General features: G+C 63.6%; 30 protein-coding genes and 2 pseudogenes. 18 read left to right on the plus strand and 14 right to left on the minus strand.

Annotated elements, in window-relative coordinates; translation table 11 throughout:
* Window positions 1–48 precede the first annotated feature (48 nt).
* Together ACLJPD_RS28125 and ACLJPD_RS28130 are read left to right on the plus strand one after the other, a co-directional pair.
* Window positions 49–1461 carry an MFS transporter gene (locus tag ACLJPD_RS28125; RefSeq protein WP_410876166.1) on the plus strand — a complete coding sequence of 471 codons (1413 nt, stop codon included), beginning with the start codon at window positions 49–51 and terminating at the stop codon, window positions 1459–1461.
* Window positions 1462–1892: 431 nt separating this feature from the next.
* Window positions 1893–2126 (plus strand): annotated as a pseudogene (locus ACLJPD_RS28130) (IS481 family transposase); the annotation flags it as partial.
* Between the two features lie 299 nt (window positions 2127–2425).
* Here ACLJPD_RS28130 and ACLJPD_RS28135 read toward each other — a convergent pair.
* Window positions 2426–3046 carry a helix-turn-helix domain-containing protein gene (locus tag ACLJPD_RS28135; protein WP_410876167.1) on the minus strand — a complete coding sequence of 207 codons (621 nt, stop codon included), beginning with the start codon at window positions 3044–3046 and terminating at the stop codon, window positions 2426–2428.
* A 51-nt stretch (window positions 3047–3097) separates the two neighbouring features.
* Between ACLJPD_RS28135 and ACLJPD_RS28140 the strand changes: the two genes are divergently transcribed.
* The 5 genes from ACLJPD_RS28140 to ACLJPD_RS28160 all read left to right on the plus strand — a co-directional run bounded on the left by ACLJPD_RS28140 (window position 3098) and on the right by ACLJPD_RS28160 (window position 5498).
* Window positions 3098–3760 carry a GNAT family N-acetyltransferase gene (locus ACLJPD_RS28140; RefSeq protein WP_410876168.1) on the plus strand — a complete coding sequence of 221 codons (663 nt, stop codon included), beginning with the start codon at window positions 3098–3100 and terminating at the stop codon, window positions 3758–3760.
* Window positions 3761–3809: 49 nt separating this feature from the next.
* Window positions 3810–4193 (plus strand): PPOX class F420-dependent oxidoreductase, encoded by a 384-nt coding sequence (locus tag ACLJPD_RS28145; protein ID WP_410876169.1) that lies wholly within the window; start codon window positions 3810–3812, stop codon window positions 4191–4193.
* Window positions 4194–4273: 80 nt separating this feature from the next.
* Complete coding sequence (locus tag ACLJPD_RS28150; RefSeq protein ID WP_410876170.1) at window positions 4274–4834, plus strand: TetR/AcrR family transcriptional regulator; 561 nt, start codon at window positions 4274–4276, stop codon at window positions 4832–4834.
* Entirely contained in the window at window positions 4831–5178 is a 348-nt protein-coding gene (locus tag ACLJPD_RS28155; protein ID WP_410876171.1) for a DMT family transporter, read from the plus strand. The genes ACLJPD_RS28150 and ACLJPD_RS28155 overlap by 4 nt, the downstream gene beginning before the upstream one ends.
* Window positions 5178–5498 carry a DMT family transporter gene (locus ACLJPD_RS28160; protein ID WP_410876330.1) on the plus strand — a complete coding sequence of 107 codons (321 nt, stop codon included), beginning with the start codon at window positions 5178–5180 and terminating at the stop codon, window positions 5496–5498. The genes ACLJPD_RS28155 and ACLJPD_RS28160 overlap by 1 nt, the downstream gene beginning before the upstream one ends.
* Window positions 5499–5603: 105 nt before the next feature.
* Here ACLJPD_RS28160 and ACLJPD_RS28165 read toward each other — a convergent pair whose 3' ends face one another.
* Window positions 5604–6497, minus strand: coding sequence for an alpha/beta fold hydrolase (locus ACLJPD_RS28165; RefSeq protein WP_410876172.1), 894 nt, complete (start codon window positions 6495–6497; stop codon window positions 5604–5606).
* Window positions 6494–7081, minus strand: a complete 588-nt coding sequence (locus ACLJPD_RS28170; RefSeq protein WP_410876173.1) for a TetR/AcrR family transcriptional regulator — start codon at window positions 7079–7081, stop codon at window positions 6494–6496. Before ACLJPD_RS28170 ends, ACLJPD_RS28165 begins: the two co-directional genes overlap by 4 nt.
* Window positions 7082–7143: 62 nt before the next feature.
* Here ACLJPD_RS28170 and ACLJPD_RS28175 point away from each other — a divergent pair, with 62 nt between their 5' ends.
* Both ACLJPD_RS28175 and ACLJPD_RS28180 read left to right on the plus strand, forming a co-directional pair.
* Window positions 7144–8907, plus strand: coding sequence for an N-acyl-D-amino-acid deacylase family protein (locus tag ACLJPD_RS28175; protein WP_410876174.1), 1764 nt, complete (start codon window positions 7144–7146; stop codon window positions 8905–8907).
* Window positions 8908–9243, plus strand: coding sequence for a hypothetical protein (locus tag ACLJPD_RS28180; RefSeq protein WP_410876175.1), 336 nt, complete (start codon window positions 8908–8910; stop codon window positions 9241–9243).
* A 322-nt stretch (window positions 9244–9565) separates the two neighbouring features.
* On the opposite strand, the gene ACLJPD_RS28185 is transcribed toward ACLJPD_RS28180, so the two are convergent.
* From ACLJPD_RS28185 to ACLJPD_RS28195, 3 genes are read right to left on the minus strand one after another with little or no spacing between them, the layout of a single operon-like run.
* On the minus strand, window positions 9566–9823 hold the full coding sequence (locus ACLJPD_RS28185; RefSeq protein WP_410876176.1) for a DUF6510 family protein: 258 nt from the start codon (window positions 9821–9823) through the stop codon (window positions 9566–9568).
* Window positions 9820–10554, minus strand: coding sequence for an FAD-binding oxidoreductase (locus ACLJPD_RS28190; RefSeq protein ID WP_410876177.1), 735 nt, complete (start codon window positions 10552–10554; stop codon window positions 9820–9822). The genes ACLJPD_RS28185 and ACLJPD_RS28190 overlap by 4 nt, the downstream gene beginning before the upstream one ends.
* Window positions 10551–11144, minus strand: coding sequence for a molybdopterin-dependent oxidoreductase (locus ACLJPD_RS28195; protein ID WP_410876331.1), 594 nt, complete (start codon window positions 11142–11144; stop codon window positions 10551–10553). Before ACLJPD_RS28195 ends, ACLJPD_RS28190 begins: the two co-directional genes overlap by 4 nt.
* Window positions 11145–11762: 618 nt before the next feature.
* On the opposite strand from ACLJPD_RS28195, the gene msrB reads away from it, so the two are divergent.
* The 3 genes and pseudogenes from msrB (at window position 11763) to ACLJPD_RS28210 (ending at window position 13558) form a co-directional block, all read left to right on the plus strand.
* The gene (msrB, locus tag ACLJPD_RS28200; RefSeq protein WP_410876178.1) at window positions 11763–12296 is read left to right on the plus strand and encodes a peptide-methionine (R)-S-oxide reductase MsrB; all 534 of its coding nucleotides are present in this window, start codon (window positions 11763–11765) and stop codon (window positions 12294–12296) included.
* Window positions 12277–12652 (plus strand): annotated as a pseudogene (locus ACLJPD_RS28205) (peptide-methionine (S)-S-oxide reductase). Before msrB ends, ACLJPD_RS28205 begins: the two are co-directional and overlap by 20 nt.
* Before the next feature lie 234 nt (window positions 12653–12886).
* Window positions 12887–13558 (plus strand): TetR/AcrR family transcriptional regulator, encoded by a 672-nt coding sequence (locus tag ACLJPD_RS28210; protein WP_410876179.1) that lies wholly within the window; start codon window positions 12887–12889, stop codon window positions 13556–13558.
* Window positions 13559–13806: 248 nt separating this feature from the next.
* On the opposite strand, the gene ACLJPD_RS28215 is transcribed toward ACLJPD_RS28210, so the two are convergent.
* Both ACLJPD_RS28215 and ACLJPD_RS28220 read right to left on the minus strand, forming a co-directional pair.
* Window positions 13807–14556, minus strand: a complete 750-nt coding sequence (locus tag ACLJPD_RS28215) for a lipase family protein (RefSeq protein ID WP_410876180.1) — start codon at window positions 14554–14556, stop codon at window positions 13807–13809.
* Window positions 14557–15646: 1090 nt separating this feature from the next.
* Complete coding sequence (locus tag ACLJPD_RS28220; protein ID WP_410876181.1) at window positions 15647–17680, minus strand: CocE/NonD family hydrolase; 2034 nt, start codon at window positions 17678–17680, stop codon at window positions 15647–15649.
* A gap of 718 nt (window positions 17681–18398) precedes the next feature.
* Between ACLJPD_RS28220 and ACLJPD_RS28225 the strand changes: the two genes are divergently transcribed.
* Both ACLJPD_RS28225 and ACLJPD_RS28230 read left to right on the plus strand, forming a co-directional pair.
* On the plus strand, window positions 18399–18554 hold the full coding sequence (locus tag ACLJPD_RS28225; RefSeq protein ID WP_410876182.1) for a DUF6131 family protein: 156 nt from the start codon (window positions 18399–18401) through the stop codon (window positions 18552–18554).
* A 186-nt stretch (window positions 18555–18740) separates the two neighbouring features.
* Window positions 18741–18941: a hypothetical protein gene (locus ACLJPD_RS28230; protein WP_410876183.1), complete on the plus strand. Its 201-nt coding sequence runs from the start codon at window positions 18741–18743 to the stop codon at window positions 18939–18941.
* A 120-nt stretch (window positions 18942–19061) separates the two neighbouring features.
* Here the strand turns inward: ACLJPD_RS28230 and ACLJPD_RS28235 are convergent, their stop codons facing one another.
* From ACLJPD_RS28235 to ACLJPD_RS28245, 3 genes are read right to left on the minus strand one after another with little or no spacing between them, the layout of a single operon-like run.
* Window positions 19062–19184 carry a CsbD family protein gene (locus ACLJPD_RS28235; protein WP_410876184.1) on the minus strand — a complete coding sequence of 41 codons (123 nt, stop codon included), beginning with the start codon at window positions 19182–19184 and terminating at the stop codon, window positions 19062–19064.
* The gene (locus ACLJPD_RS28240; RefSeq protein WP_410876185.1) at window positions 19181–19351 is read right to left on the minus strand and encodes a hypothetical protein; all 171 of its coding nucleotides are present in this window, start codon (window positions 19349–19351) and stop codon (window positions 19181–19183) included. Before ACLJPD_RS28240 ends, ACLJPD_RS28235 begins: the two co-directional genes overlap by 4 nt.
* Before the next feature lie 4 nt (window positions 19352–19355).
* A complete protein-coding gene (locus ACLJPD_RS28245; protein ID WP_410876186.1) occupies window positions 19356–19970 on the minus strand; it encodes a hypothetical protein in 615 nt (204 codons plus the stop codon).
* Window positions 19971–21023: 1053 nt separating this feature from the next.
* Here ACLJPD_RS28245 and ACLJPD_RS28250 point away from each other — a divergent pair.
* On the plus strand, window positions 21024–21467 hold the full coding sequence (locus ACLJPD_RS28250; protein WP_410876187.1) for a hypothetical protein: 444 nt from the start codon (window positions 21024–21026) through the stop codon (window positions 21465–21467).
* Between the two features lie 95 nt (window positions 21468–21562).
* Here ACLJPD_RS28250 and ACLJPD_RS28255 read toward each other — a convergent pair whose 3' ends face one another.
* Window positions 21563–21826: a DUF6308 family protein gene (locus ACLJPD_RS28255; protein ID WP_410876188.1), complete on the minus strand. Its 264-nt coding sequence runs from the start codon at window positions 21824–21826 to the stop codon at window positions 21563–21565.
* 143 nt (window positions 21827–21969) lie between these two features.
* Window positions 21970–22347 carry a LuxR C-terminal-related transcriptional regulator gene (locus tag ACLJPD_RS28260; RefSeq protein WP_410876189.1) on the minus strand — a complete coding sequence of 126 codons (378 nt, stop codon included), beginning with the start codon at window positions 22345–22347 and terminating at the stop codon, window positions 21970–21972.
* A 203-nt stretch (window positions 22348–22550) separates the two neighbouring features.
* On the opposite strand from ACLJPD_RS28260, the gene ACLJPD_RS28265 reads away from it, so the two are divergent.
* The 3 genes from ACLJPD_RS28265 (at window position 22551) to ACLJPD_RS28275 (ending at window position 25921) form a co-directional block, all read left to right on the plus strand.
* Window positions 22551–23768 (plus strand): VWA domain-containing protein, encoded by a 1218-nt coding sequence (locus ACLJPD_RS28265; protein ID WP_410876190.1) that lies wholly within the window; start codon window positions 22551–22553, stop codon window positions 23766–23768.
* 1154 nt (window positions 23769–24922) lie between these two features.
* Window positions 24923–25312, plus strand: a complete 390-nt coding sequence (locus ACLJPD_RS28270; protein WP_410876191.1) for a hypothetical protein — start codon at window positions 24923–24925, stop codon at window positions 25310–25312.
* Between the two features lie 261 nt (window positions 25313–25573).
* Complete coding sequence (locus ACLJPD_RS28275; protein WP_410876192.1) at window positions 25574–25921, plus strand: hypothetical protein; 348 nt, start codon at window positions 25574–25576, stop codon at window positions 25919–25921.
* Between the two features lie 38 nt (window positions 25922–25959).
* On the opposite strand, the gene ACLJPD_RS28280 is transcribed toward ACLJPD_RS28275, so the two are convergent.
* A complete protein-coding gene (locus ACLJPD_RS28280) occupies window positions 25960–26529 on the minus strand; it encodes a hypothetical protein (protein ID WP_410876193.1) in 570 nt (189 codons plus the stop codon).
* Window positions 26530–26533 lie beyond the last annotated feature (4 nt).

A 26533-nucleotide genomic window follows, 5' to 3' on the forward strand; every position in this document is an offset into this window, starting at 1 on the left:
GTGGGACTCACGAAGTCACCAACGCCTGAACCACCGAGCGTCGGACGGATGACAGGCGGGCAACGACTCACCCTGACCGTCCTGCTCGGGGCGCAGTTCATGGTCGCCGTCGACTTTTCGATCCTGACCGTCGCGCTGCCGATCATCGGCGACAGCCTTGGGTTCTCTCTTGCCGATCTGCAATGGATCACCACAGCGTTCGCACTGGCCTCAGCCGGGTTCATGCTGCTGTTCTCCCGGATCGGCGACCGGATCGGCCGCCGACGAATCTTCCTCGCCGGCATGGCACTCCTCACCGTGGGCTCGCTCGTCGGCGGCCTCGCCGACAGCCCCGCTGTGCTCCTGGCGGCACGCGTCGCTCAGGGCCTCGCCACTGCGGCGGTGATGCCCGCGGCGCTGGCCTTGCTCACCACGTCGTTTCCAGAAGGCCCTTTGCGGAACAAGGCCATCAGCTTCAACGGCGCGCTTCTGTCGCTCGGGTTCGCCGCAGGCGCACTAATGGGCGGCGTGCTCGCCGACCTGCTGAGCTGGCGGTGGAACTTCTTCGTCAATGTGCCGTTCGGCCTGCTGATCCTGATCTGTGCGCCGATGGTGCTCCGGCAGAGCCGAGCCGAGCATGCCAAGCGACTCGATCTGCCCGGAGCGGTGACCGTGACCGCGGGCCTGCTCGCGCTCATCTATGGTCTCACCGGAGCTCAGCACAACGGCTGGACCAGCGTTCCCACACTGGTCTCGCTGGCACTGGCGGTCGTCCTGCTGGCCGGGTTCATTCTCATCGAGCTCCGAGCACCCGAACCGCTGGCTCCTCTGCGCGTCCTCTCCCGCAAGACGGTGAAATGGGGCAATCTGGCCGGGTTGCTCACCTTGTCGATGGAAAGCGGACTCTCGTTCCTGCTGACCATCTACATGCAGCAGGTACTGGGCCTTTCGGTCCTCGCGACCGGTCTCGCGTTCACCTTGCTCGGCATCGGCGTGTTCCTGGGTGGGGTCATCGCACCGAAGATCATCGGCAGAATCGGCACCCGGGCAGCGTTGCTGCTCGGGCTGGTCGTTCAGGCGGTCGCGACCGGCGCCCTACTCGCGATCGGAGAACAGGTCAGCGTCGGCATGACTGTCCTCCTTGTCGGTTCTGCCATCGGCGGCGTCGGCCACGTCTGGGCGGTCGTGGCGTACACGATCACTGCGACGTCCGCACTGCCCGACAGCGAGCAGGGCTTGGCCACTGCCCTGACCTCGATGACACAGCAGATCGGCTTCACCCTCGGCGTACCGGTACTCAGCGCAGTCGCCGTCGCATGGATGGCCCACCTGGGCGACGTAACCTCGGTCGAAACCATTCTCGGTGGCGTCCGATTCGCGATCTTCGTCGACGCCGCGGTCGTATTGATCGGCGCAGGGCTGCTTGCCACATTCCTTAGGTCGACCGATCTGACTCCGGAGCCGACCAGCGAGAACTCCTGAAAACGGCCCCCAATTTCAGCTGGCAACCTACTGCGCTTAGCGTGCAAGCGGTGGCTCAGGTCGAAGAATTTGAAACAGGGCAGCCCAACGCGGAGTTCTGTGCCAGTTCCCCACGATCGTCACGGAACTCCACTACTTGCCGCAGTTTCGAGTTGCTGCCTAATGGATCGGAGCACTGCTGCACGGACAGGTGACGGTCACCGGATCGTGCGGCAGTCCCTTCCGCGACCCCCGGACGGTCGCGCCGAAGGCGACTGGCGGCCGACCATATTCGGACCCTGCCCACGGGTTCGGGGCACCGCGGGCGCATCGGCCCTATGCCTATGCCGAGGCATTCTCCAGCGCCGGCGACGTGGCGGTGGTCTGCGACTACCGCGGCTGGGGAGACAGCGACGGCCTGCCGCGTCACGCGCTCGCTCTGCGAGTCGGCCCGCATCGTCCACCTGCTCGGCTTACATCACTCTACCGTGAACCGCATTCTGGCCCGCTACCGGATGGCCCGGCTCCGATGGTTCGACCGCGCCACCGCCGCACCCGTCCGCCGCTACGAATACGACGCTCCCGCCGACCTGGTCCACGTCGACACCAAGAAACTCAGCAACATCCCCGACGGCGGCGGACACCGCGTCCTCGGCCGCCGTGCCGGAGCCCGCAACCGCACCCGCGCACCCGGGAAAGTGTTGCGCCGCAGCGTATGACGGTCCGGCACTTCTGATAGACCCGCCGTCGATCGCGTGTGCGAAAGGGACCGCGCCGCCGGCTACCAGGGCTAGCAGCGAATCAGGCCGCTTCGGTTCCGACAGCGGAGCCGCCAGATCGGAAGAAGAGGGAGTCCATCCGGACGACGTCAGGATGGCTGCCGAGCGACTTCATTGACGCTGTTCGCCTGCCGCGAGTGTCTGGACGGGTGTACCCCAACCCGACACACGCACGGAGTGACGGTGGAAGCACATGCGATCGAAAGTCATTCTGAAGACCGTCGCGCCGCTTGCGCAGCAGCGGCGGCTCGCCCGCGTGATCCGGGCGTGCGGGCGCGCATGATCAATGCTGCAACGAAATAGCGACACGGCGCGGTTGCCGGATTCGCGAACTCGTGCTCGATGTCCGCTTCGAAATACAGTGTGTCGCCCGCATTCAGGATCCATTCCCGCTCGCCGACACCGACGGTCAAAGTTCCTTCGATGACATGAACGAATTCATGGGAGCTGGGAGCGTAAGCAGGGAAGTGGCCGGCATCGCACCCTCCGGGCAGGGTGATGTCCATCCACTCGAAATTGACGCCTGGGACGACCGGCGTGATCACCGAACGCGTCCACCCTCCCGCTTCCTGTGCGACATCGTGTTCGGTGCTGCGACGGGCAACGACCGGGTGGTCGGGCGCTGTGTCGGCTATCCATGTCGTGAGATCGGCTCCGAGACCGCGCGCAACCCGATCCAGAACGACAATCGTCGGCGCCTTGGTTCCGTGCTCTATCGCCGAGATCATGCTCACGCTCACATCCGAGCGCGCGGCCGCCTCCGCGAGGGTCAGTTGCGCCGCATGTCGGGCTTGCTGGACGCGGCTGCCGAGCATCTTCAAGTTCATGCGTACTATAGTACTAGATGTATGGTTACTATAGTAGAATGTGAGGCGACCATGCCCGAGTGCATCGTGCGGCCGGCTTGGCCTTCCGATCTGGTCGATGTCGCGTCGATCTACAGCCACTACGTCGAGCAGACTGTGCTCACCCTCGAGGAAACATCGCCCGATCGCGCCGCCTGGGGGCGCCGCTACTGGGAGCTGGCCGAGCGCGGCCTACCCTTCCTTGCCACTGAAGTCGACGGTCGGATCGGCGGATACGCGTACTGCGCGCCCTGGAAGACGCGATCGGCGTATCGATACTGCGTCGAAGAGTCGATCTATCTCGCACCATGGGCGGCCGGGCGAGGTGTCGGCGGCGAACTGCTTGATCAGATTCTGGGCGACTGCGGCCGGATGGGAATTCGGGAAGTAATGGCCGTGCTGACATCGGAATCGGTTGAGGTGGAATCGGATTCGTTTCATCTGCACTCCAGCCGAAAGTTCGAATTCGTCGGACGGCTCAAGCGCGTCGGACACAAACACGGTGCCGTACTCGACACCGTCATCTTGCAACGCGCGCTCGGCGATCGATTAGTTTCGGGATCCGAAACGCACCCTCCACTCCGGCAACGACAGAGGTCAAAACTGCCCGATATCGACAACGCCCTCCCCGGCGGCCCTGGCAGTGATGCCGCTCACTTCGGCTTGCATTTCTTTACCGACCGGAAGGTAAAGTAATAAGGGGTGGTCCGCGGTGGACTGCGCCCCATCGAGCAGGAGGCTCTACGTGACGAACGCTCTCGCAGCGGTCAGGAACGCCCGGAATGTTCTGCTGAGCACCTTCCGGAAGGACGGGACGCCGGTGGGCACGCCGGTATGGGCGGTCGCCGAGGGCGACAAGCTCTACACCGTGACCTTCCTCGGTAGCTGGAAAGTGAAGCGGCTGCGCCGTGATCCCGCGGTTACGCTGCAGCCCTGCAGCCTGCGGGGCAAGCCGCACGGAGCAGTCGTTCGCGGAACCGGTCGACTCCTCGACGCCGATCAGACCGAATGGGTGCGCACGCTGGTGAAGAAGAAGTATCCGGTGGTCGGGCGCTTGATCATCGTGGACAGCGATCGACGCCTGGGTAAGGACGGCATGATCGACATCGAGATCACCCTGAGCGAGTGATCGACCGGACCGCCACGCCCACCCACCGGCGGGGTCGCAGACATCAATTAGTTCACCGTTCGGAAGGTGTAGCAAATACCATGGTGACCCGTGCCACCAAAGGCCGACCCTCTTCGGCGGCCGCCATTCTCGATACCGCGCTGCGTTTGCTCGACGAGGGTGCCTCGGTCTCGTTGGAATCGGTCGCCCACGCGGCCGGGCTCACCAAACCTGGTCTGATGTATCACTTTCCGACCAAGGCCGCGCTGATGGAGGCCTTGGTCGACCATGTCGTCGACACGCTCGAACACGACCTGCTCACCCGTTTATCGGTACCCATCGACGAGGCGTCAGCGGCACAACGGATCGGCGCGTACCTGCGGTGGTCCCTGGAATATGCCCACCGGCGATCGGATCTGGTGATGCTGAGCGATCCCAAACTGGCCGACCGGATGACCGCCCGGTGGACCGAAAGGTTCGACAAGTGGGTGCAGGTGCCCGCCGAGCTCCCGGCGCCGGAGCGGACCCGGTTGTATACCGCACGACTGCTTGCCGACGGAGCGTGGTTCGTCGGCGCGATCGACACCTTCCCGGTGCCCGCCGATGATCGACCCGACTTGCTGCGATTCGCGCTCGAACTTCTGGAAGGACCTACCTCGTGACCTGGTTTCTGCTGGCCGCGGCCATTCTCAGCGAGGTGGCGGCATCGCTGTCGTTGAAAGGCTCGGAGACGAATCCTGCTCTGTACGCAGTCGTGGTCGTGGGTTATGCGGCGGCGTTCGTGTTCCTCGCCGCCGTCCTCAAACGCGGTCTAGCACTGGGAGTCGCCTACGGCATCTGGGGCGCGAGCGGTGTCGCGTTGACCGCGGTCCTGTCCTCGTTCATCTTCGGTGAAGCATTCACCCTCGCGATGGGTGCGGGGCTCGTGCTGGTCATCGCTGGTGTCCTGCTCGTCGAAACCGGATCACGCCCCGCACAGGCCGCCACTACCGAGAAGGGCCGATGATGCAGTACCTGTTCTTGATCTGCGCGATCGTCTTCGAAGTCGTCGCGACCCTGTCACTGCGCGTTGCCGCCATGGGGCGCACGAAGTTCTACGCCGCGGTCGCCATCGGCTACATCGCCGCGTTCCTGTTCCTGCTCGCCGGCCTGCGTCAAGGACTGCCGCTGGGCATCGCCTACGGCATTTGGGCGGCCTCCGGCGTTGCCATCACAGCTATCGCCTCGAAGTATATTTTCAACGAGCCGCTGACACGTCGAATGCTCGGCGGCATCACTCTGATCGTCGTCGGCGTTCTGCTCCTCGAACTCGGCGGCGGCCATTGAGATCACCAACTGCGATCACCGTCTAGCGGTCAGCATCAATCGGACAGGCTCCGCCTCGGCGCCGTGCCTGTCGCCGGTACCGACAGTCGCGGATGCCGGCGTGCCTCAGGCAGAATTTGAACCCGCGCGTTGGTCACATTCGCGGGAGAAGTCTCGAATGAGTGCCGCCACCTGGTGTGGCCGCTCGATCTGGGGGGAATGCCCGGCGCCTGGTATCACCTCGGTGCGTGCACCGACAGCGGCGTAGCGAGCAAGGGTGGTCGCACAGTCGAACATTCGGTCACCGTCGCCGTGAATCACCAGCGTAGGCAACGCGAGCTCACGCACCTGCACGTCAAGGGGGCGCTGCGAGAGCGCCTTCGGCCGATCCAGGGCGACCGCGCGAAACATGCGCGGCGACATGGCCCGGTAGTCGGCGTAGAACTGGGCCGGGTTGTCCAGGGTCGTGAGGTCGAAACCGCGGGCGAACCCCTGCGCGATGATCCGGCGGAACACCGCTTCCGGAACTATTCGATGGATCAGGGCGATGACGGGGTCGAGCCGTTCGATGCCCAGCAGGCGGGCGATCGCGGGGATCGGGTAGTCGCTGTAGTCGGGTGCCTGGTCGATGACGACGATTTCGGTGACCCGGTCGGATCGCTCGGCGAGGGCCACGACGTGGTCGGCGCCCCAGGAGTGCCCGACCGCGGTGACCCCGGTGAGGTCGAGGTGATCCAAGACCGATTCCAGTATCGCCGCTTGTGAATTCGCGTCGAAACCGGTGTCGGCGCGCGTGCACCCGTAGCCGGCGAGGTCTACTCGGATGATCCGGTAGGTCTGGCTCAGTAGCGGGGTGAGCTGATCCCACCAGTGCAGGGATTCGATGAAGCCGTGCACGAGCAGCAGCGGTTTGGCGTCCGCGGGCCCGTCCTGGCGAATGTGGAGCTCGTGTTCGCCGACAGCCACCAACTCACCGATCGCCGTGCGTGCCGGGGTGCGCGCGTGTGGTCGGCGCGTCATGGTTGCCTGGTGATCGCTTGAAGGACGGTGCCGAACAGGTCTGGTGGGACGATTCCGGGGTCGGTGAATTCCTCGATGGACATACCACTGTTGAGGGCAAGGACCAGGACCGTCATCGCGGCGGGATCGAGGTCGGACTCGATCTCGAGGTGTCGGATCGCGTCCTCGATCGCGACTCGCACCGCACGGCGGTGCTCGACGAACCGCTCTCGGACCGTCTCGTCACGCATGGCGCGCAGCCAATATTCGGTGAACAGGGTCTGCCAATCGCGGTTGTCCAGGAGTCCACGCGTCAGCAGCTCGCCGAGGGCTTTCATCGTGGGCTGTGTGCCCGCTGCTCGGGCGAGCGCGGTGACCGCGTCGATCCTGTGAGCGATCTGCTGGTCGAGCAGCGCGAAGAACAGGTCGTCTTTGGAGCCGAAGTTGGAATAGACGGCGCCTTTGGTGAATCCGGCCGCGTCGGCGATCGCGTCGATCGTGGTGCCCGCGAATCCTTTGCCCGCGAATTCCGACATGGCCGCGGCCAGGACTGCCTTGCGCACTTCTCGGCGCGGGGTGCGGATGCGGGGGTTGACTGTGGTCACACCAGTCAGGATACTCGCTGGTATCGAAATTTTTCAATACTCGTCAGTATCGAAGGATGTTCATGTCGCACTACTCACTGGTTATCCGCAACGGAACCGTGTTCGACGGCACCGGATCCTCACCGGTCCAGGCCGATGTCGGCGTCCGGGAGGGCGCAGTCATCACGATCGGACGCATCGAGCCCGGCAGCGGAGAACGCGAGATCGACGCGACCGGCAAGTGGGTGATCCCCGGCATGATCGACGTGCACACCCACTACGACGCCGAGGTCCTCGGCTCACCGGGCCTGGGCGAGAGCGTTCGCCACGGCGTCACCTCGGTGGTTCTGGGCAACTGCTCACTGTCGACGGTCTACGCCGACGCCGAGGACTGCGCGGACCTGTTCGCCCGGGTGGAAGCGCTGCCGTGGGACGCGGTGCATTCCGCGGTGAAGGAACACAAGAGCTGGTCTGGGCCGCAGTCCTACGTCGACGCCATCAACGCACGACCGCTCGGCGCCAACGTCGCGGCGTTCCTCGGCCACTCCGACATCCGTGCCGCGGTGATGGGACTGGGTCGCGCGACCGATGCCGAGCAGAAGCCCTCGACCGCTGAGCTCGCCCGCATGACAGGCATGCTCACCGAGGCACTCGATGCCGGTTTCCTCGGACTGTCCACGATCCGCAGCTCGTTCTCCAAGCTGGAGGGCTCGCGCTGGCCGGCCCGACTACTGCCCTCGACCTACGCGAGCTGGCGCGAATACGCCACACTCAACGAGGTGCTGCGCACACGGGGCCGCATCCACCAGAGCACACCCAATCTCGCGAAACGCTCAGAGATGGCGCGCTATTTCGTGCAGAGCATGGGCCGCAAGCGAAAGCCGCTCAAGACCACCGTCATCAGCGCCGCTGACGTCAAAGCCGACCGCAGCGTGGTCCGCATCGCGATCGCTGCCGCGAGAATCGTCAACAAGCTCGGTGGCGACGGGTTCCGCTGGCAGCATCTGCCGGTCCCGTTCGAGGTCTACGCCGACGGCATCGACGTCGTCGTGTTCGAAGAATTCGGTTCCGGTGCCGCCGCCTTGAACATCCGCGATGTCATCGCCCGCGGTGACCTGCTGGCCGATGAATCCTTTCGGCGCCGCTTCCGTAAGGACATGACCAAGAAGTTCGGCTTCAAGGTGTGGCATCGCGACCTGCACGACGCCGAGATCGTCTCCTGCCCCGACACCACGGTCGTCGGGCGGTCCTTCGGCGCGATCGCCGATGAACGCGGTATCGAACCCGTCGACGCGCTGCTTGATCTGGCGGTTGCCCACGGCACCGACCTGCGTTGGCGCACCACCATCGCCAACGACCGCGACGACGTTCTCGACGAGCTCCAGCAGTCGGAGGTCGTGCAGGTCGGATTCGCCGATTCTGGTGCGCACCTGCGCAATATGGCCTTCTACAACTTCGGTGTGCGGATGCTCGAGCGAGTCCACGCCCGCAAGTTCATGCCTGTCGAGACCGCGGTGCATCGCCTGACCGGCGAGCTCGCCGACTGGTACGGCATCGACGCCGGACACCTCACCCTCGGATCGCGCGCCGACCTCGCCGTCATCGATCCAACAGGCTTCGACGGCTCGAGCGGCGCCTACGCTGAGGCACCCATGCCGGGTCTGGACGGGATCGACAGGATGGTCAATCGCAACGACCGTGTTGTCGCGGCCACCGTCGTCGCCGGACACGTCCTCTACGAAAACGGCGCTTTCGCCGAGGGCTTCGGCACGACCGTGCATGCCGGAAAGTTTCTGCCCGCTGACCAATCGCGGGTACGAGAAGATCGACTACGAATTCTGTTCTGAATGAGCTGGTTTCGACCGTGGCGAATCCGGGACTTTGCCGAGCTTCGAACGTATGGGTTCACGGCGTACTGCACAGGCGAGGCGGTGGAGGCCGGCGGTGCCCTGATCACTCCCCACCGAGCAAACGTGCCAATGGTCCTGCAAGGCGTCGGCATCATGCCGGGTGACTACGTCTTCGCCGACGAGTCCGGGGCGGTGATCATCCCCGGTGCCGAGATCGACGAGGTCCTTCGCGGCGCGACAGCAGTGAAACAGGAGGACGCGGACTTCCGCGAGCAAATCTCACAAGAACGTTCCAGTGCCGGGGAGAGCACCCGGGGAAAGCGAGAGCGATGAGCGATCTGCGCCCCGACGAGCAGACAGAAGCATCACCAGGCGTCGGCACCGGAAGTGACGCTGGTTCCGGCCGCGCTTTCCGAGACAGGTCCGAGCTCGAGACGGCCGGGCACTCCGGCGACTTCGAGGGCCGCGAGATGTCCGCATGTCCGCACTGCGGGCACCAGCTCAGCATGTTCAGGGAGGCGCGGTCCAGCCCCGGAGGCGCATCGTCGCGGCAGCCGCCGACCCCGACCCACCCCCAGGAGACCGATACGCAAGCGGCATAACACACCCAATGGTCTCATTCAGCTTGAAGAATTCCGTCACGGCAAGCGCGCGGTCATAGGCTGGGCACCGTGATGTAGGCCAGCCCCGAGAGGTTCACGAGTGCCTCTCGGGGATTCTGGACGATGACGGCCAGCACGGCCTGGCAATCGCTGCACCGCATGACTGCACCCATGGCTGTGATGAAGGCATGCGTGCGGGCGAGGTCGAAGGAGTTGCCGCAGCCGCGGCACCTGCCGATCGTCGCTGTGATGTCGATACCGAGAGTCGTCGCGAACGCACCGGCGAGCGCGTTTCCGTCAACGTGAGTCATGAACTGCCTCCGAATCGTTCCGTACGAATCCGTGCGGGGTTGTGGCCGAGTTCGACAAGCCACCCGGCGACGGCCTCCACGAACGGTGTCGGTCCGCAGACGAAGATGCGTGGCGACAGTGATGCGGGGAAGGTCGACCCGGCGATTGCCTCCCGTGTCAGTCGGCCCGGTGGTCGACCCGCTCCGGGCACCGACTCGCGGGTGTGCACGATGTTGACGGTCGTTCGTGAGAGTTCCGCAAGCTCGTCAGCGAAGAACTCGTCGCGCGGACTGCGGACCGAGTACAGCAGCCGGAAGTCGGCGCCTTCCGACTCGTGTTCACGTGCAGAGGCCATCGAGAACAAGGGCACGACTCCTGATCCGCCCGCGATGAGCTGTACCGGTGACCGGTCGGGATCAGTGCGGATCCAGACGAAAAAGCGTCCGAGAGGTCCTTGCACCTCGACTTCTTCACCCTCCGCGAGCTGACGTACGAGAAACGGTGACACCTCGCCCGCGGGCTGCTCCTGGACCACCAGCACGACTCGAGTCGCCTGTCCCGAGGACGCCAGCGAGTAGGACCGGGACGCCTGGTATCCATCCGGTGCCGTGAGCCGGATGTCGAGATGAGCTCCGGCGTCGTTTCCAGGCCACGTCGGCACATCCAGTTCAAGGCGCACGGCCGCCTCGGTCTCGAAACGCCGACTGATCACCCGCCCGAGGTGCCACCGGCCACGGCTCGGGGTTATCACCAGTAACGCTCCTCTTGCCACGGGTCGCCACGGAGGTGGTAGCCGTTCTGTTCCCAGAACCCTGGGTCGTCCGAGGGCATCATCTCCATTCCGAGAACCCACTTCGCGCTCTTCCAGAAGTAGAGGTGGGGCACGAGAAGTCGGGCCGGACCCCCGTGCTCCGGTGTGAGGGGTTCACCCTCCGCCTCGGTGGCTATCCAAGCCCGCCCATCGAGGAGATCTTCGAGAGGAAGGTTGGTGGTGTATCCGCCGGAGCTACGGACCATCACGTAGTCGAAACTGGTCTCGACATCCTCGAACAGCCGGTCCAAGGACACCCCACGCCAGGCCATGTCCAGCTTCGACCAGTGGGTCACGCAGTGAATGTCGGTGACGATGTCCTCGACGCCCACCTTTTGAAGCTCATTCCAGTTCCACCGGTGCGCGACCTTGTCCTCCGTCGTGATCGTAAAGCTCCATCGGCTCTCGTCGACATTGGGAGTGGGTCCAGTCGAGAGCACCGGCCAGTCGTGGACGAGGGTCTGCCCAGGAGGCAGTCGGGGGTCGCTGGAACCGCGCCGGCCTCCGAAACTGCTGTTGATCACTTCCACGACTGCACCTTTCTCTTGGTACTCGCCGCCGCGGCCTGCGCGGACGAAACCGCACCCCGAGCGAGTCTCAGGCGGGTCCGAACCTTCTTGCTGACGATAACGGAAACGGTCCATGTGGAACGGCGTGAGCTCAGTTGCCAAACCCTGTCCATGGCGGTCCGGCAGGGTCGAGGTCGCCTTAAGCGTCACCCTGCCGTTCTTCTCCGCGAACGTGACGCGACCGAACTCGACACCGTCCTCGGTGGCGACGAAGGCATTGGCTCGAGTATCCACCGCGATCGAGATCGACGGCCCATTCTCGAGTTCCGTCGATCTGGCCCGGCCTCGAGTTGTCGGGTGCAGTCCCTGGTCGGATTGCTTTCATATTGGTCCGTAGAGTCCACTTTGGGGGATGTAACCTGCTGCAGGCCGTCAGGGTGGGTCATGCGCCTGCCTCTCCATGCTCGTCACCGGATTTGTGTCGTTCGGGAGTGAAAATGCGTGGCAGTCTGCATATTCTGATCGCCGCCCAGTCATCGCGCGGACCCGCGTCCCTCTCGTGGCTGACGTCTCGTCAGACCCCTACCCTACCGCAGGCGTCATGGAATAACTGGACTATAGAGTCCGCTATAGGATGTGATGGCGCGGCCGCCGCGTCGCCTGCAAGAAGGAGCCAACGTGACCACCAACGACTACCGCAAGACTCCCGAGTCGCTCAGCCACCTGAGCGACCTGCAGCATCGAGTGACGCAGCAGCGCGGTACCGAGGCGCCGTTCCGCAACGAGGACTGGGACAACCATGAGCCCGGCATCTACGTCGACATCGTCTCGGGTCAGCCACTGTTCTCGTCCGCCGACAAGTACGACAGCGGCACAGGATGGCCCAGCTTCACCGCCCCCGTCGACGCCGACGCCGTCACGACCGAAACAGATCGGACGCACGGGATGAGCCGCACAGAGGTGCGCTCGACGGGCGCCGACAGCCACCTCGGGCACGTGTTCGACGACGGACCCGCCGCCGGCGGCAAGAGGTACTGCATGAACTCGGCCGCGATGCGCTTCGTACCCGCCTCCAAGCTCGTCGAGGAGGGTTACGGCCAGTTCAGTGCACTGTTCGACATCGACCAGGATCTCCCTCCAAGGGAGACACCGCATGACCAGCGAGATCAATAACACCGAGAAGATCACGCGCGACTCGGGAGCGGAGACAGCTGTCCTGGCCGGCGGGTGCTTCTGGGGGATGCAGGATCCACTCCGTCGTCGGTCCGGCGTACTCGGAACCCGGGTCGGTTACACCGGTGTCACGCCGGAGCAGGAGCGGATCGCTCGCGACACGATCGCCGATGTCGACGCGTCGGGGTCTGTGGCCGGGTAAGGCGGTCACCACGATCGAGCCGACCGGCCCGTTCTGGGAGGCGGAGCCCGAGCATCAGGATTATCTGGAAAAGGACTCGAACGGCTACACCTGCCACTTCCCCCGCGACAGTTGGGTGTTGCCCGAGCGGCGCTCGTCCGGCACGGCAACATAGCGGGTCCTCCGGTTGGGTGGGCATCTGCAGTCGAGATCCGTCTTGTCGCTCCCTCCCCAGGGATCGGGCGACGAGATGTCGGCTGGCAGCCCGGCCCAGCCGCGAGGCACCGATCGTGAGGTGCGATATCAACCGCTTGTCGACTCCTGCCAGGGGCGACCCACGCTGGGTGATCGCTGGTTGCCGGGTGCCCATGAGAAAATCCATCCAAGCCGGTGCCATTAACCTGGGGGGATGACTGACAGCGCCAGCGGCCCCTGCCCGCGCCGCTTGACGGCTCGCGGTGCCGCAACGAAGGTACGGATTATCGAGGCAGCCGATCAGTTGATGTACGAGCGCGGTGTTGCCTCGACGACTCTGGCCGACGTCCGTGCTGCGAGTGCGACGTCGAAGTCGCAGCTGTATCAGCACTTTGCTGAGAAGGACGCACTGGTGAAAGAAGTCATCGCGGCCCGCGCCGAAGTGCTGCTGTCACAGCAGCGCCGTCGTCTTGCGAGGGTTGAGTCATTGCGCGGACTCGAACTATGGCGTGACGAGCTCGTCGAGCGCAATGCGCTCCGAGACGGTGCCTACGGGTGCCCACTTGGGGCGCTGGCCAACGAGATCGCTGATCACGACGAAGACACGCGCAAAATCATCGCTGCCCACTTCGACGCCTGGCTGCAACTCTTGACCGACGCGATCGAAGAGTTGAAGAAGCGTGACGCGCTGAGCCCGCACGCCGACTCACACGCGTTGGCCACCGGGTTGTTGGCTGCATTGCAGGGAGGGTACCTACTCGCCAAGACGGCCCGAGACATCCGTCCCATGCGTGTTGTGCTCGACATGGCGATCGCACAGGTGCGTGGGCATTCGACGGAAACGATCCTTCACGACGGCCGCTTTCCTCGCTCGGCCCAGCAGTAGTGGGCGGACAATCATCGGCTCCCGAGACTGTTGCGCTTTGATCCGGCCCCGACACAAGCTGACCACCGGGCTGTGCGTTCGCGCTGTTCGCCATGGCCTGGCACCGGACCCGCCCGCAACACCGTGGTAGCGCCGCCGGCGGTACACGCCCCAAGTAGTCCGGCCGCGCCCGTTGTCGCTGCGCGGGTGCGGTCCTGAAGAGGTCGCAGTCCTCGGTCTTGCCGCGGCCCCACTTGTCGCCGTAGCTTTCAGGCGTTTCGGCGCGCGGCGAGTACCGCTTTGCGTATCGGGCCACACCAAGGTTCCCCATGGCCGGGGATGATCAGGTCGGCATCGAGGTCTTCCAGAAGTTCCAGCGTTGCGAGGTTTTCGTCTCGTGAACAGCTGAAGTCGTCAGGCAGGACTTGTGGACCGCTCATGCGCGAGACCGGGTGTCCAGTAATGAGCGTGTCGCCGGTGGCGACCAGGCCTGCGTAGGTCGCGGCCATCTCCGCCATCCACGCCCCGGCCATTCCGCCGCCGGAGTAGCCCCAAATAGCAACTCGGGTGGTGGCATCGAGGCCAAGGGGCGCGAAGTCGAGCGCGGCACGAACGCCGTCGAGGCCACGATAGCCGGGCTCGCGCGGTGCCCCGAACCGGCCATCGAGGCCTTCATGATCGGCGACGCTGACCGCCCAGCCGCGCTGCAGCAGGCAGGCGATCATGAAGTATTCGAAATGCGGATTCGCCCCGAAACTGCGTGCGCCGTGGCGTAGCGCGTAGGAGGGGAAGCATTGATCGGCGACGGCGTCGATCGCGCATTGAAAGGCGATCAACGGGCGGTTGGGATCGGGGGTGGCGTTCTTGGCTGTCAGCACTGTCGTTACCGTCGCTTCGGGGTTGCCGCGTAGATCTGAGCTGACGTAGAGCAACTGCCACGCTGAAACATCGCGCTGTCGGATCAGGCCGAACGCGGCGATCTGGACCCGGCGCGCCCGAAGTATGGTGCCCTTGGCCAACGCTTCGAACCCGGCGGCGCGCGATAGAAAGGGTCCGCACGCGGAAGTTGCGGACGCCCCTCGGTGTCGGTCACTTCGACCGGGGTCTCGGGTCCTTTGTCTGCGATGTGCTGGCTGTTGGTCATGGTGAGTGCTCGTTCCCGGTCGTCTCCGACCATTGGCTGGGATCAGTCCGGTCCTGACGGTCCCAAGGGTTTTGATTCACGGTCGGGTCGCAGTGGCGACGGCGGCGGATTCGTAGGTAGCCCGGTCAGTGACCTGCCTGGTCGTGGCGTGCGATCAAGGCCCATCGCGATGGCATGGATACCGAAGTCCCGGATGGAACCAGCGAGATGGCAGCCGAACGGGCAGAGTCGATCGCCTCAACATGGAACTGCGGGTCTGAACAGGTCTGATGCTCGGTCAGCGCGTCCCTCACAGGAGCTCGGCCGGGCGAACAGAGCAAACGCAGTTGTCGGCGTCGACGTCGGTAGAAGCAATCACCAACGACAAGTTGTCGAGGACAAAGAGGTCACACTGTGGCGCATGCGCATACCGAAGCTTTGTGAGCCGAGGACCTCGGCGCCACAGTGGGTAAGTGTGCCGAGGATGCCGAGTTCGCTCCGAGCTGGTCTCGTCGATCTCGCGCTCGCCTCTGCCGGTTCGTCATGATGCTGCTCAGGGCGTGACAACCCGCTTTACGGACGCTGCATCGGCCCGAACCGTCGAGGATTCGACGCCGTCGAAGATGCTCCCGATGCCGATCGCGAGTGCGCCATGAAAACCTTTCGATACTGGCCAGTACTGAAATTTCGATACTGGCCAGTATCCTCAGCGGGTCGGTCACAGTCAACCCCGGTACCCGCAGCCTGCGCGGCGCGGAATGCGTACGTATCGCATCATTCAGGATGGTCGGACGGGGAGGCGATCCCACACGCGGTCGACCTCCGGAACCGTATGCCCTGTAAATCGGCACCGCCGTCCTTCTTGGTCACCGAACGCCCCTGACGGCGCTCGCGCCGGACCTGCCGCGAGGACAGGCGCACCCCACCTCGATGCCGGATCCGTCGATGATCAGACGGGCCGGCATCGAGGCGGGGTGGACCGGGAATCACCAACCGGGGTCGGTGTCCAGGGGGACGTTGATCCAGCTCGGGCGGGTCGGGTCCAACTCGAGGTGCTGAGTACGCAGGCCGCTCTCGTTCAGCAACGGCCGCAACGGAATCGAGCTGGGGAGGTTGCCCGCGAACACGTCGACGCGCAGGCGGTGGCCCGGCAGCAGGACACCGTCGGTGGCACGGATACCGATGTCGATCGTCGTCGGCTCGCCGGGCACGATCGGCTGACGCGTATCCAGGGTGAGGTACGGATACGGGTCGGTGTAGTCGCCGTTGGGTGAGCGGGTCGACTTGCCTTCATCGACCGCGCGCAGCGACGCCGTCAACTGCCCCTGCGACCAGACCGTCGAAGTACCGTCGGGCGCGACATCATTGACCGTCACCGTCCAGTAGCCGTCGGTGGTGTCGAGCACAGTGTTCAGGTGTGCGGCGATGGGACCGGAGATCCTCGTCGGTGCGGCCACCGGGGCAGTGGTGAAGGTGAGCGCGGCCCCTTCACTGATCCGGGCGTCCTTCGCACAGATATCGGGAAGCGGGAGAACCCCGGCCGTGCCCTGCGCGGCATCACGCGAACAGATGGTGAGCAGGCTCGGGTCTACCGAAACACGCTGTGCGCCCACGGGTGTGGTGATCAAACTGCCGTCGTGGCGCGCACCCGGCGCAGTGCCGGAGGGCATGGCGTCGAGATACATCCGCCGGTACTGCATGCCCGGCCGAGGGAACGAGACATCGGCAGTCCACTGCTCACTCCCCTGCTGCCACAGGGTGACCGGGTCGTAGCGATCGATGCCGTTGTCGATTCCCTTGAGCCACTTGTCGAACCACGCGCGCTGCAACGATTCCAGCGGTGCGGGCGCGCCCGGCTGTCCGAGACCTGAGCTCACCGTCAGGTGATAGGTGTTGTCCATGACGAGCTTCTTCTGCTCGGCGGGCACGTTCACCGCGTTATAAATGCGCGGGGTGGAGTAGGTGAAGATGTCGTGCCAGCCGCCGTAGAGGAACGTCGGCACCTGCACCTGTTCGGGCGAAGCCACCCACGCGGTCCGCAGCGGACTCTCATCGTCGAGGACCGCGCCCAGCTCCGGCGGAATCTGGTCGATACTCGGGGTACCCAGCGCGGCGATGAGCACGTTGAAGAACGTGAACGGGTCACGCACCCTGTCGTTGAGCCAGGTCCAGTCGAATTTTCCGGACAGTATCGACACGAGGTCGGGCAGCAGCTTCGTGCCGTCGACGAGGAGTAGCCAGGTCGGGATGAAGCCGACACCGAGGGCACCGCCGGGGGCGGCGACGTCGCGAATCATGTCACTACCGGGCACGACCGGGAAGATAGCCTTGAGCGCTGCGGGTCGACGTTGCGCGGTTTGGAGTTGATTGATCGCCGAGTAGGAGATGCCACTCATCCCGATCTTGCCGTCGGACCAGCCCTGTTTCGCCGCCCAGTCCACGACTTCCACGCCGTCGAGCTGCTCGCGCTCACCGAACACCTGCCAGGCGCCCTGCGAGAAACCGGTGCCGCGCACATCGACGACCACCTGCGTGTAGCCGCCACGGATCAGATTCCGGTCGACACCGATGGTGCGAGCCGCGCCACCGGGCAGCGCCTTCAACATGTCGCTGAGGCTGCTGAAACCGAACGGTGAGAAATCCAGATTCCGCAGCACCGGCATCAACGCGTCCGACAGGCCGGGCACCGCGAGCGCCGAGTCGGCGAGGTTGGTGACCAGCTTGGTGTAGGGCGTCATGTTGACGATGGTGGGTGTCGGCTCGGCGATCGGCTGACCGTCCACCCCGGCCGGGTGATAGACGTTGGCTTTCAATACCGTGCCGTCACTCATGGTGATCGGCACATCCCACTCGATGAAGACGTTGGGGTACTGCTGCGGCCCGTTATGAGTGGCGACGAACTGCGCGTCGAGCCCCTCGGCGTTCGGTGATGCCTGCCCGACCTGTGCCGATACGACACCACCGGCCACCACGACAACAGATGCGACCAGCGCGGCCAGCCGCCCTCGATGTTTGATCATGCTTCGGTTTCAACCCTCCACGATCGGGAACCACGACGTTCCCGTACCGGGCAGTAACGTAGCCTGCATTACCCACCAATCGCGAACCTTCGCCGTTTGATCGAAAATGATCCAACTGCGCTAGGCGATAATTGTGAAAACGTTGATGTGCCTGAACGTGATCCCACGCCCTGCCCGTTCGGTCGATAGCCCAGTCCCCTACCGGCGGAACGGCACAGTCAGACCGGATAGGCATCCGCGATGACCAGGCGTTTTCCGGTTGCCCATGTTTGCGTGTCCTGCCGAGGGCACGAACCTGCGACGCGTCTGGATACACCGGGTGTCGGACGCTCCGCTTGGCGCGATGCGTCAAAGACGACCGCGCTGCCGGGAAGTCACACTACGGACAGTCACATCGCCTATTTAGACGTGGAATGTGGTGTCGCCGCATTGACAGTACTGCCACGCGAGCGGTTGAATTAGCCCAGGGGTTGCAGCGTAGTTCTACGGGGTGATGATGATTATCACGCCAAGAAACTGCTCGGCCGGGCGGCCGGAAACACTTGTCTACGGGCCAAGGGTCGTATCGATAAAGTCACTGGCAACACCAAGCAGGCCGGAGCAAATATGAAAGACGCCTTCAAACACTGAATTCCCCACACCGTCGATGTGGCCTTCCGCGGAGTGCGCAAGCACTGTGCACCCGCCTCCCGCTCCAGCACCGAAACCAGGTACCGCCATGATCATCCTCGGAATTGTCCTTCTCGTTGCCGGATTCCTGCTGAATATCCAGATTCTCTGGGCCATCGGGGTCGTGGTCCTCATCATCGGTGTGGTGCTACTGGTATTGGGGGCGATGGGCCGCGCAGTCGGTGGCCGACGCCACTACTACTGACGCCGGGCCGTTACTGCGCGGACAAGGGCGGCGCGTTCCTGCGGTCTCGCACTGGGTTGACCGCCGGTCCGGATCGACGACCAGAACGGCAACGGATCGAGGCACGCTCGACCGATCAGAACGAACGTGCGGAAACCGCGAGGTCTCGGTCTCCGGTCCGTCCCTCGAATACGGAGGAGGTGCGTGATGCGTTTGATCACCCTGCTAGTGCTCGTATGGCTGATCATCGGCGCGATCGCGGCCGGGCAACGCGGATATTTCACCGACGCAGAACAGAACTGCGCCGGTGTCGGGACGATTGCGGTGACCGTGATCGCGGGACCACTGAACTATTTCGGGGTCAATCCCAAGGTGACCGACTGCCATGTGCCACAACCCAGCCCCTGACCCGCCTCGACGAGAGCACCGAGATTGCAGTTGCAGCGCGGACGAGCTCATTTCGGGGTGGTTTTGCGGGGATGGCCGGTGCGCCATGCGGGTTGAGCACAGCGCATCGACATGCAGGTTCTAGGGTTTGAAAGCGTCCTTGGCCTTGGCGCCGGACTGCTTGAGGTTGCCCTTGGCTTGACCGACTCGGCCCTTGGCCTCGAGGCTGCGGTTCCGGGTGGCTCTACCGAACACCTTCTTCATCCGAACACCTTCTTCATCGAGCCCTGGCCGGGATAGTCGTGTAGTGACCCCGTTTTGGCTGGAGAAGCCGACATCGTCACACGCCGCTGTCCCTCGAATCGGGTGAACCAGTCCTGCGCCACGTCGGGATCTCGGGTGATCGGCGTGTTCGGCAAGAGGGTCCTCACGGCGTCAACGTGTGCCGGATAGATCCGCGATCGTTCGCCGATATAGCAGTACCCCCAGCCTGCCAATCCAAAATTCATCGTCGGCAAGTAGACCCGCCGCCATTTCGGCGCGATTGAACCGTGGAGCTGTCACATCGGTCGTGTCCAGGTTCTCGACGAGCGCCAAAGCCGCTCGTCGGTGGCGAACCCCGCTTGCCATCAGTGTTCTTGCCGCTGGTGAGGATACGCCGTAGCGCAGGTAGTCCGGCAGCAACGCAACGGCCTCGGAGACGGTCGTACCGTCCCGAGTCGATACCTGACGCAGGAGGGCGACGGCTTGCTCGACCAAAGTTGCCAGCGCATGGCTGATCACCTGCGTGTGCACCTTCAACAATATGTCGACTTCCAGTCCCGCAGTGGTCGCCATCTGCGCATAGGAACTGCCCTCAAGCCAGGAAACCAGCAGTGCAGTCACGGAGGCGGGGCTGTGTGCGTTCGCGCTCCCGTACGCCCGCTCAAGATCGTTCGTGAAGCCCGGTTGCCGATACGCCCAGTCGATGATTACGCGCAGCATCTGCCCGTCGGTCGGCGATTCGACGGTGTTCCAGTTCGCGAACCGGGGGTAGAGATCGTCGACCACGGCCGCGACAATGCGGGGTCGGGCGCCGGTATCACGGGCCGGAAGCGTGCATGTCCAACATGCGCTGCGCGCGCAGATTGAAAACGCGTGTTAGCACTTGGTATTCGTCGGCGTCTGCTTGGCGGGCAGCGAACGTGGCCGAAGCGACGGACTCGGCGATCCGGATAAATTCCTCGGCCCCGATCTCGTCGCGGATGAGTTCTAGCAGCGTGGCATCAATTCCATCTACGAGAGTGAACAGATCAGATGTCTCTTCGAGGACGTCATTAGTGAGGGGGTCCGGGTTTCGGGCAATCTCGTCTTGGAGACTCGGGGGCGACCGGTGGCGGGGTCAGTGCCTGCCACATCGGTGTTAGAGCTCCGGTGAAAGGTAGCCGCACGGGTCCCAACCGAAGCTGTCCGTCGCCGGGATCGGCGGCGCGGACGGGACCGAACTTGCCTGGCCTGTGGCGACGCCGGACGCGTTGTTCGATGGGCCGAGGACGACACCGACCGCCACCACAGCGGCTGCGGTCGTCACCAGTGCCCCACCGACGAACCACCACTTCGCCTGCCGTCTCCGACTGCCCGCCGACTGACCTTCTCGAAACTCGTTCATACACAGCCCTTCTCATCAGGACCGGTCAACGATACGCACCGATGGCGACAGCGTCTCCGGTAGGCGACGTAGGTGCCATAGGTCCCGGACAGCCGACACCCGCCGACCATGCCTGCCACGGCTGATCATGACTCGGTCCACCCGCGGAGCCGATTTCGCCACGACAAGCGTGGACCTCTCTGTAGGTCCGACAGCCGATACCGACATCCGCTACCTCGTCATACGCTGAGCTACGGCGACCCGAAGTGGCCCGCCCAGAACGGATTCGCGGCTTCATCACGACCCGAAGGTGTAGTACCGCTTATCCGACAGAATCGGAGGCTCCAATGAAAATTTTCTCGTGGCTTCGCATCTCGACCGGGCTCATCCTGGCCGCAATAGTCATGGTCGGCACTGTGGCCGCCCCCACTGCGACCGCCGCTCCCGATTTCGGCGGCCCCGTGCACCAACGGCCTGTGCCGAAGATCGACACGAAGGTAATCAGTCAAAAGGTCAAATGGTTCATGGAACAGGTCGTACAGGGCGCCGTCCAATACATCATTACAGACGGAATTTCCCGCATCACCGTGCAGGACTCGCCTACCGCGGAGCAGGTTGTCGCCGACTTTTTCGCCAAGGTCCCCACCGTGGCGCCGAATTCGGTGAGTGGAAACCCGGCACGGTTGGTTTCCGTCGCCGCGCAGTCACCGACGTTGGATGGCATCGAACACATCTCATACGTGCGCGCCAAGCCACGTGAGCTGTTCGCGGCGGTCTGCGCCGGAAGCCGGGTGAACCAGAACGAGTGCAAGTCCGGGGTGACGTCGGTGGTCTTCTCACCGGGCTCGAAGACCGACAAGCCGTACATCAAGGTGTCCAACGCAGTCACCACGACCAAGGTGATCGTGCTCGCCAACTGATGGCCCGCACGTAGTTCGAGAAGCTCAGTCGCCCAATTGATTACTCAACGGTTGGGCGACTGGGTCCTGCGCGGGATCGGCGGTATCCCGGAGATTCAATATCGGCCGCGGGGGCGAAGGTGCCCGTCTCGGCGACCCACCATCCACACCACGACATCGAAACACCGAATCAGGCTGATGTCGTCGCCCATCTCAGCATCGGAGCGGGCCGCGGCGAGGATATCGACGAGTGCGCGCTCGTCGCCTCGCAAAATCGAATGCAGGGTAATCCAATAGCTTTGTCGATCTGACTGATTCAAGATGTCCTTGACGACGCCTTCGATAACGGGCAACAGTTTCGGGCGCTTGCTCGCCAGCAATTTGCTGGCGGGTCACCGGTCCCGCACCCGCGGATCTCAGAGCACGCCACAGCCGATCGGCGGGCGAGCCGTCGCCGACAATATCGATCGCGGGCAACGTCACACTGGCAACGCGGTGGACCGGCCGTCGAACAGGTGCCCGGTCACAGGTCGTTCGGGTCGACCAAACCGTCCTGGATAGCTCTCGCCACGAGCGCCGCTTTCGTCGAGGCGGGTCGGTCGGCTTGGGCGTACTTCGTCTGGATGCGTTCCAGGTGTGTGTTGACCGTGCCCGTGGAGATGTAGAGACGTTGTGCGACAGGCGCTTTGGACTCGGTCTGGAACCATTCCAGCAGTACTTCGCGTTCCCGTGGTGACAGGGCGGGTCGGCAGGGCCGGGTGTCCTCGGTCATCGCCTGGGCCATGGTCGGGCTGAGGTAGGGCGGTCGGCTGCGGCGGCGTTGGAGGGCGGCGACGCCGGCCCGGCAGGTGAGAGTGACCGATCCATACAGCAGTCCCTCCGACCGTGATGGGACGTTCACGTCGGGCCTGGATCGGTTCGAGCAGTAGGCCGTCTATGCCAGCACTGCGCAGGTATCCGGATCCGGAACTGAAACGGCACCCTACCGCAACATTCCAAATTCACATTTCAAAATGCATTGTGCCATAACATCACTCGCGCTCGGTTGTGATGCCACTCCGGTCCCCGCCGCTCGGCGGGACAACCATTGAAGGGAAGTTCTCCATGACTGCAGCAATGCTGCGAAAGGGCGAGAACGCGGTTCTGACGTCTGGTTCGCTTACGTGCACGGTCGCACCTACGGGTACGTCGGCCGATGTCTCCGCGCTCCTTGTGGCTGCGAACGGAGCGGTACGCAGCGACAACGACCTGGTGTTTTACAACCATCCGTCACAGGATGGCGTCGCGGTGGCAGGCATGACCGTGACCGTCGAGTTGCCCCGCGTGCCGTGCGAGGTGGACAAGATCATCATCATCGCTAGCGCAGACCCGTTGCATCCTGGCGCGGTATTCACCACCGCTCCCCTTTTGACGCTGAGGTCCGCCGGACCTGAACTGCATTTCACCGCCCCAGATTTCAGCGCGGGCGAAACAGTGGTGCTACTCGCCGAGATATACCGACGCGGCGACAGCTGGAAGGTGCGCGCGGTAGGCCAGGGGTATTCCTCCGGCCTCGCGGGCCTGGCCACCGACTTCGGCGTGAGTGTCGACGACGAACCTTCCCCCGCGCCGTCACCCACGACCAGTCCGACTTCCCACGCTTCTGCTGCTTCCCCGGTCGAACTGACGAAGGTCGCGACTCAAGCTCCCGCACTGTTGGCGCCGGCCCGCCAAGCAGGGCAGGCACTCGTGAGAAGTGGGCTCACCAACTGCCGTGCTGCCGTCTACCTCGTACTCGATCACGACTACGACATGAAAGACATGTACGAGTCGTTCGCCATTCAAGCCTTCGCAGAGCGCGTGCTTGCGCTGTCGGTGAACCTCGATGACGACGGTGTCGTCCCGGTCATCTTCTCCGGCGAGGAGGAACCGTTCCTCGAAGAGATCAGCCTGACCAACTACCGCGGTCGGATCGGCCAGCTCCACACTCAGGTCGACTGGGGCTGGGGAAACGTCACCCAGGCGATGCGTCGAATCGTGAGCCACTATCAGGAATCCGGTAGCTCCGACCCGGTTTTGGCGATCGTCCAGGTAGGTAGCGAACCTTACGACAAAGCTGAGATCCGTTCCCTGCTGCAGAACACCGCCTCGATGGGAGTGTTCTGGCTATTCGTCGGATTCGGCCGCGGCAAGCTGGCCTTCTACAAGAACCTCAACGCCTCGGCTTCAGCCACTTTCAGCAACGTCGCATTTTACGACGCCGGCAAGAACCCGGGCGCAGTCCCGGGAGAGCAGTTCTACGCCGGTTTGGTCGACGCGTTTGGGGCGTGGACGCGCCAGTGAGCAGGCGACGGCGACATCGCAGTCGACCTCCAGAAACCAAGCAGACCCCGTGGGAGGACGGTGCCAATCAACCGTGGCCTGGAACAGCTGTGCCGGCGATAGGACGGGCGCGGGCGGCGGTGGGGAGGGCTGGGGAGGTGTCGGGGGCCGATCGTTGCGGTCCATGCGGCGGGCGTCGGCGGCTTCACCGTGGAGGTAGAAGGTTGGCGGGTAAAACCGCTCCTCGGGCTCGGAAAGCCCCCCCCCCCAGAAACTCCACACTTTTGACCGGAATCAACGCGAATTCATGGGTATCGTTGAGAAAAGCATTTTCGCGAAAATGCCTGGTGCTGAGCACTATTAGGTCTTGATACGTGCTGTCTGGACAACCGGAACGCTCGCCAGATGGTCAGCGCTACAGGCGGGCAGCGCTTCAGGAACTGCAGATCGTGTATCGCGGCTTCCTTGCCTACGGCGTGGTGTGGGACCGGTGCAGCAGGCTGAGCAGGCTTTCGGCAGCGCAGATGCTGGCCGGTCCGGATCTACAGAACCTGACTGCGCGTTCCAGAATGCGCGGTTCGCCGTACATCCACACGGCGCCGCCACGTCGCGGGGCACGCTTGACCCTTAGTCGAGTCAGCAGCTCGATCATGAGAGCCGCGTCAGCCCCCCGGCGGGGGCGCACGCAGCGTCGGTTCCAGACCGACAAGCCCTGGGCGTGAGGGGCGGAAAGGTGATCCGCTGAACTCGCTGACAGGCGCCGCGAGAGAGGCTACTCGCCGGTTCTCGACAGTCCTCAGAGTGCAAAAACGTGGGGTTTCTGTGGGAATTGGCGAAAAAACGTCAAATCTCCGAAAAAGAAAAACCCCCTCCGACCCAGGTCAGAGGGGGTTTTCACTGTCGGGCTGACAGGATTCGAACCTGCGACCCCTTGACCCCCAGTTCAGCCGGTGGGCGAAATCGCCTGGTCAGAAGCATCTTTCACTGGTACACCGATCAGCACTGACATGGGGGTTGTTCAGCATCGTTCGTAGCGTGTGGTCCCGTTCCGGTCCCGCTGTGGTCCCTCGTTCGCCCGACCTCCAACCACGAGCGAGTGGCCAAGTGAGCCAACCCCTGTCGGTGCGCTCAAGTAGCGTCGAGGGACACGTATCGCTGGAAAGGATTGGGGCACAGTGACCGACATCAAACAAGTGGACTACGACGCTTATCTCGCAGGCCCGGACGCAGCAGCGCTCGCCGAGGGGCTCCTCAACGCGAGTGTGAAGCATCTCGACTCGTGGGCCGGTCGCCATTCCCCGTATGGAAACGGCGGTGCGTACACACCCCGAGGCATCATCGTGAGCTCTCTGCACTTCGGTCAGAAGGTCATCGTCCGCTTCAAGGAGAACAGGCACGTCAGATCCGCTGGCCCAGGGCTGGTTTGGGACTTCCAAGGAAACAACGTCGAGATCGTCTCACCCGACAACCGCGCAGGTTCAACGCGGGTTTCGATCGATATCGATTCCGTCGTGAGTGTCGAGGTGTTCGCTGACGACGGGTTCGACCACATGAGGGGTAGGTAGGTCTAGGTTCCTCCCTTTCGTCCGCTTGGTAGCCCACGGCATGGGCCCACAGGTAGAACGTGGACTTTGTGCAGGGAGTTTGTAGCTGACGGCCGCGATCTGTTTTAGTGCGTGAACTGGGGTTATCTCGTTGACATCGTTGACTGGATGGGAGGGTACTCGCGCCTGCTGCGGACGGACTGCGGACGGAGGATCCCCCAAACCTGTCGGGGCCCGCGCGTACAGTCATCCGCAGTCACGACTCTGGAGAAAGGCCCGCTGATGGACATGCAGAACCTGGTGGATGCTGTTGACCTGGGTATCGGCCAACGTGTTGACCGCCCCGACAACATGTACTCCCTTCGAGGATATTTGCGGGCGGCATACGGCCAAACCGGTACAACCATGACGGACGTCGCGGATCGAACCGGACTGAGCCGAACTGCTGTCGCCGCTGTGCTCGGCTACGAGTCAAACCAGTTTCCTGATCACGACGACTTCATGGCTATAGTCCGTGACCTCGTTGACAAGACCACCTGGGCAGCCTGGTCCGACAGTTGGCAGGCGGCATACGACTCCCCCAACCGGATGGTGCACCCGCCGGTAACGCGCATCGAAGATCGGGTTTGACTGCGACGGTACAACTGCTTCCTCCCGGCGCAGTCCTGTTACGTCCCGTGCCGGGGCACCCGCTGCCTTTTTGCCGTCTGGTGGTCTGCGTCTTCTCCTAGTCGCAACGACTCGAACAATGCCGTTAGCTCGTGGCTGAGCTGGTTGAAATCCGCTGCCAGCTCCAAGACCTCATCCTCTGACACGACATGTAGGTCGACGCCACCAGGATTACCGAGGTCGCGACCTAAGAAAAACGGATATGTGCCCTCCGGGTCAATGAGCCATATTCCGTGAACGAAGTCGTTTCGTCGGTCAAGCGCGGTTTGACTGCGGGCCAGAAGATCGTCCCGTTCACCCACAAGGTCGATGATCTGTCGACATAAGCTGTTTCCGGTCGATCTTGGGTTTTTTATTGGTTCTTGCTTTAGGAAGCGGAGAAGGGCTCTCAGCGCATCCTCGGTGTGCGAGGCAGACCGGATCATTGCACCGAGTGCGTAATCGTGGCGTGCGGCGGTGGTTCTTTCCTCCCACGCTTCCCTCATTGCCGTGATCATCTCTGACTTGTCCATATGACCCTCTCCGATCGTTTCTCGATCCTGACCAAGCGTTGTGTCGCTGTCGACCAATTCT

The organism is Nocardia sp. A7, from assembly GCF_046549215.1.
Classification (GTDB): Bacteria; Actinomycetota; Actinomycetes; order Mycobacteriales; family Mycobacteriaceae; genus Nocardia.

What these genes read in the sequence shown, in the direction of transcription:
- ACLJPD_RS28160 (WP_410876330.1), top strand. Translation starts at nt 5,178, where the DNA reads ATGCAGTACCTGTTCTTGATCTGCGCGATCGTCTTCGAAGTCGTCGCG.
- ACLJPD_RS28180 (WP_410876175.1), top strand. Translation starts at nt 8,908, where the DNA reads ATGAGCTGGTTTCGACCGTGGCGAATCCGGGACTTTGCCGAGCTTCGA.
- ACLJPD_RS28185 (WP_410876176.1), bottom strand. Translation starts at nt 9,823, where the DNA reads ATGACTCACGTTGACGGAAACGCGCTCGCCGGTGCGTTCGCGACGACT.
- ACLJPD_RS28165 (WP_410876172.1), bottom strand. Translation starts at nt 6,497, where the DNA reads ATGACGCGCCGACCACACGCGCGCACCCCGGCACGCACGGCGATCGGT.
- ACLJPD_RS28220 (WP_410876181.1), bottom strand. Translation starts at nt 17,680, where the DNA reads ATGATCAAACATCGAGGGCGGCTGGCCGCGCTGGTCGCATCTGTTGTC.
- ACLJPD_RS28135 (WP_410876167.1), bottom strand. Translation starts at nt 3,046, where the DNA reads ATGAACTTGAAGATGCTCGGCAGCCGCGTCCAGCAAGCCCGACATGCG.
- ACLJPD_RS28175 (WP_410876174.1), top strand. Translation starts at nt 7,144, where the DNA reads ATGTCGCACTACTCACTGGTTATCCGCAACGGAACCGTGTTCGACGGC.
- ACLJPD_RS28265 (WP_410876190.1), top strand. Translation starts at nt 22,551, where the DNA reads ATGACTGCAGCAATGCTGCGAAAGGGCGAGAACGCGGTTCTGACGTCT.
- ACLJPD_RS28225 (WP_410876182.1), top strand. Translation starts at nt 18,399, where the DNA reads ATGATCATCCTCGGAATTGTCCTTCTCGTTGCCGGATTCCTGCTGAAT.
- ACLJPD_RS28125 (WP_410876166.1), top strand. Translation starts at nt 49, where the DNA reads ATGACAGGCGGGCAACGACTCACCCTGACCGTCCTGCTCGGGGCGCAG.
- ACLJPD_RS28140 (WP_410876168.1), top strand. Translation starts at nt 3,098, where the DNA reads ATGCCCGAGTGCATCGTGCGGCCGGCTTGGCCTTCCGATCTGGTCGAT.
- ACLJPD_RS28210 (WP_410876179.1), top strand. Translation starts at nt 12,887, where the DNA reads ATGACTGACAGCGCCAGCGGCCCCTGCCCGCGCCGCTTGACGGCTCGC.
- ACLJPD_RS28275 (WP_410876192.1), top strand. Translation starts at nt 25,574, where the DNA reads ATGGACATGCAGAACCTGGTGGATGCTGTTGACCTGGGTATCGGCCAA.
- ACLJPD_RS28230 (WP_410876183.1), top strand. Translation starts at nt 18,741, where the DNA reads ATGCGTTTGATCACCCTGCTAGTGCTCGTATGGCTGATCATCGGCGCG.
- ACLJPD_RS28150 (WP_410876170.1), top strand. Translation starts at nt 4,274, where the DNA reads ATGGTGACCCGTGCCACCAAAGGCCGACCCTCTTCGGCGGCCGCCATT.
- msrB (WP_410876178.1), top strand. Translation starts at nt 11,763, where the DNA reads ATGGCGCGGCCGCCGCGTCGCCTGCAAGAAGGAGCCAACGTGACCACC.
- ACLJPD_RS28235 (WP_410876184.1), bottom strand. Translation starts at nt 19,184, where the DNA reads ATGAAGAAGGTGTTCGGTAGAGCCACCCGGAACCGCAGCCTCGAGGCC.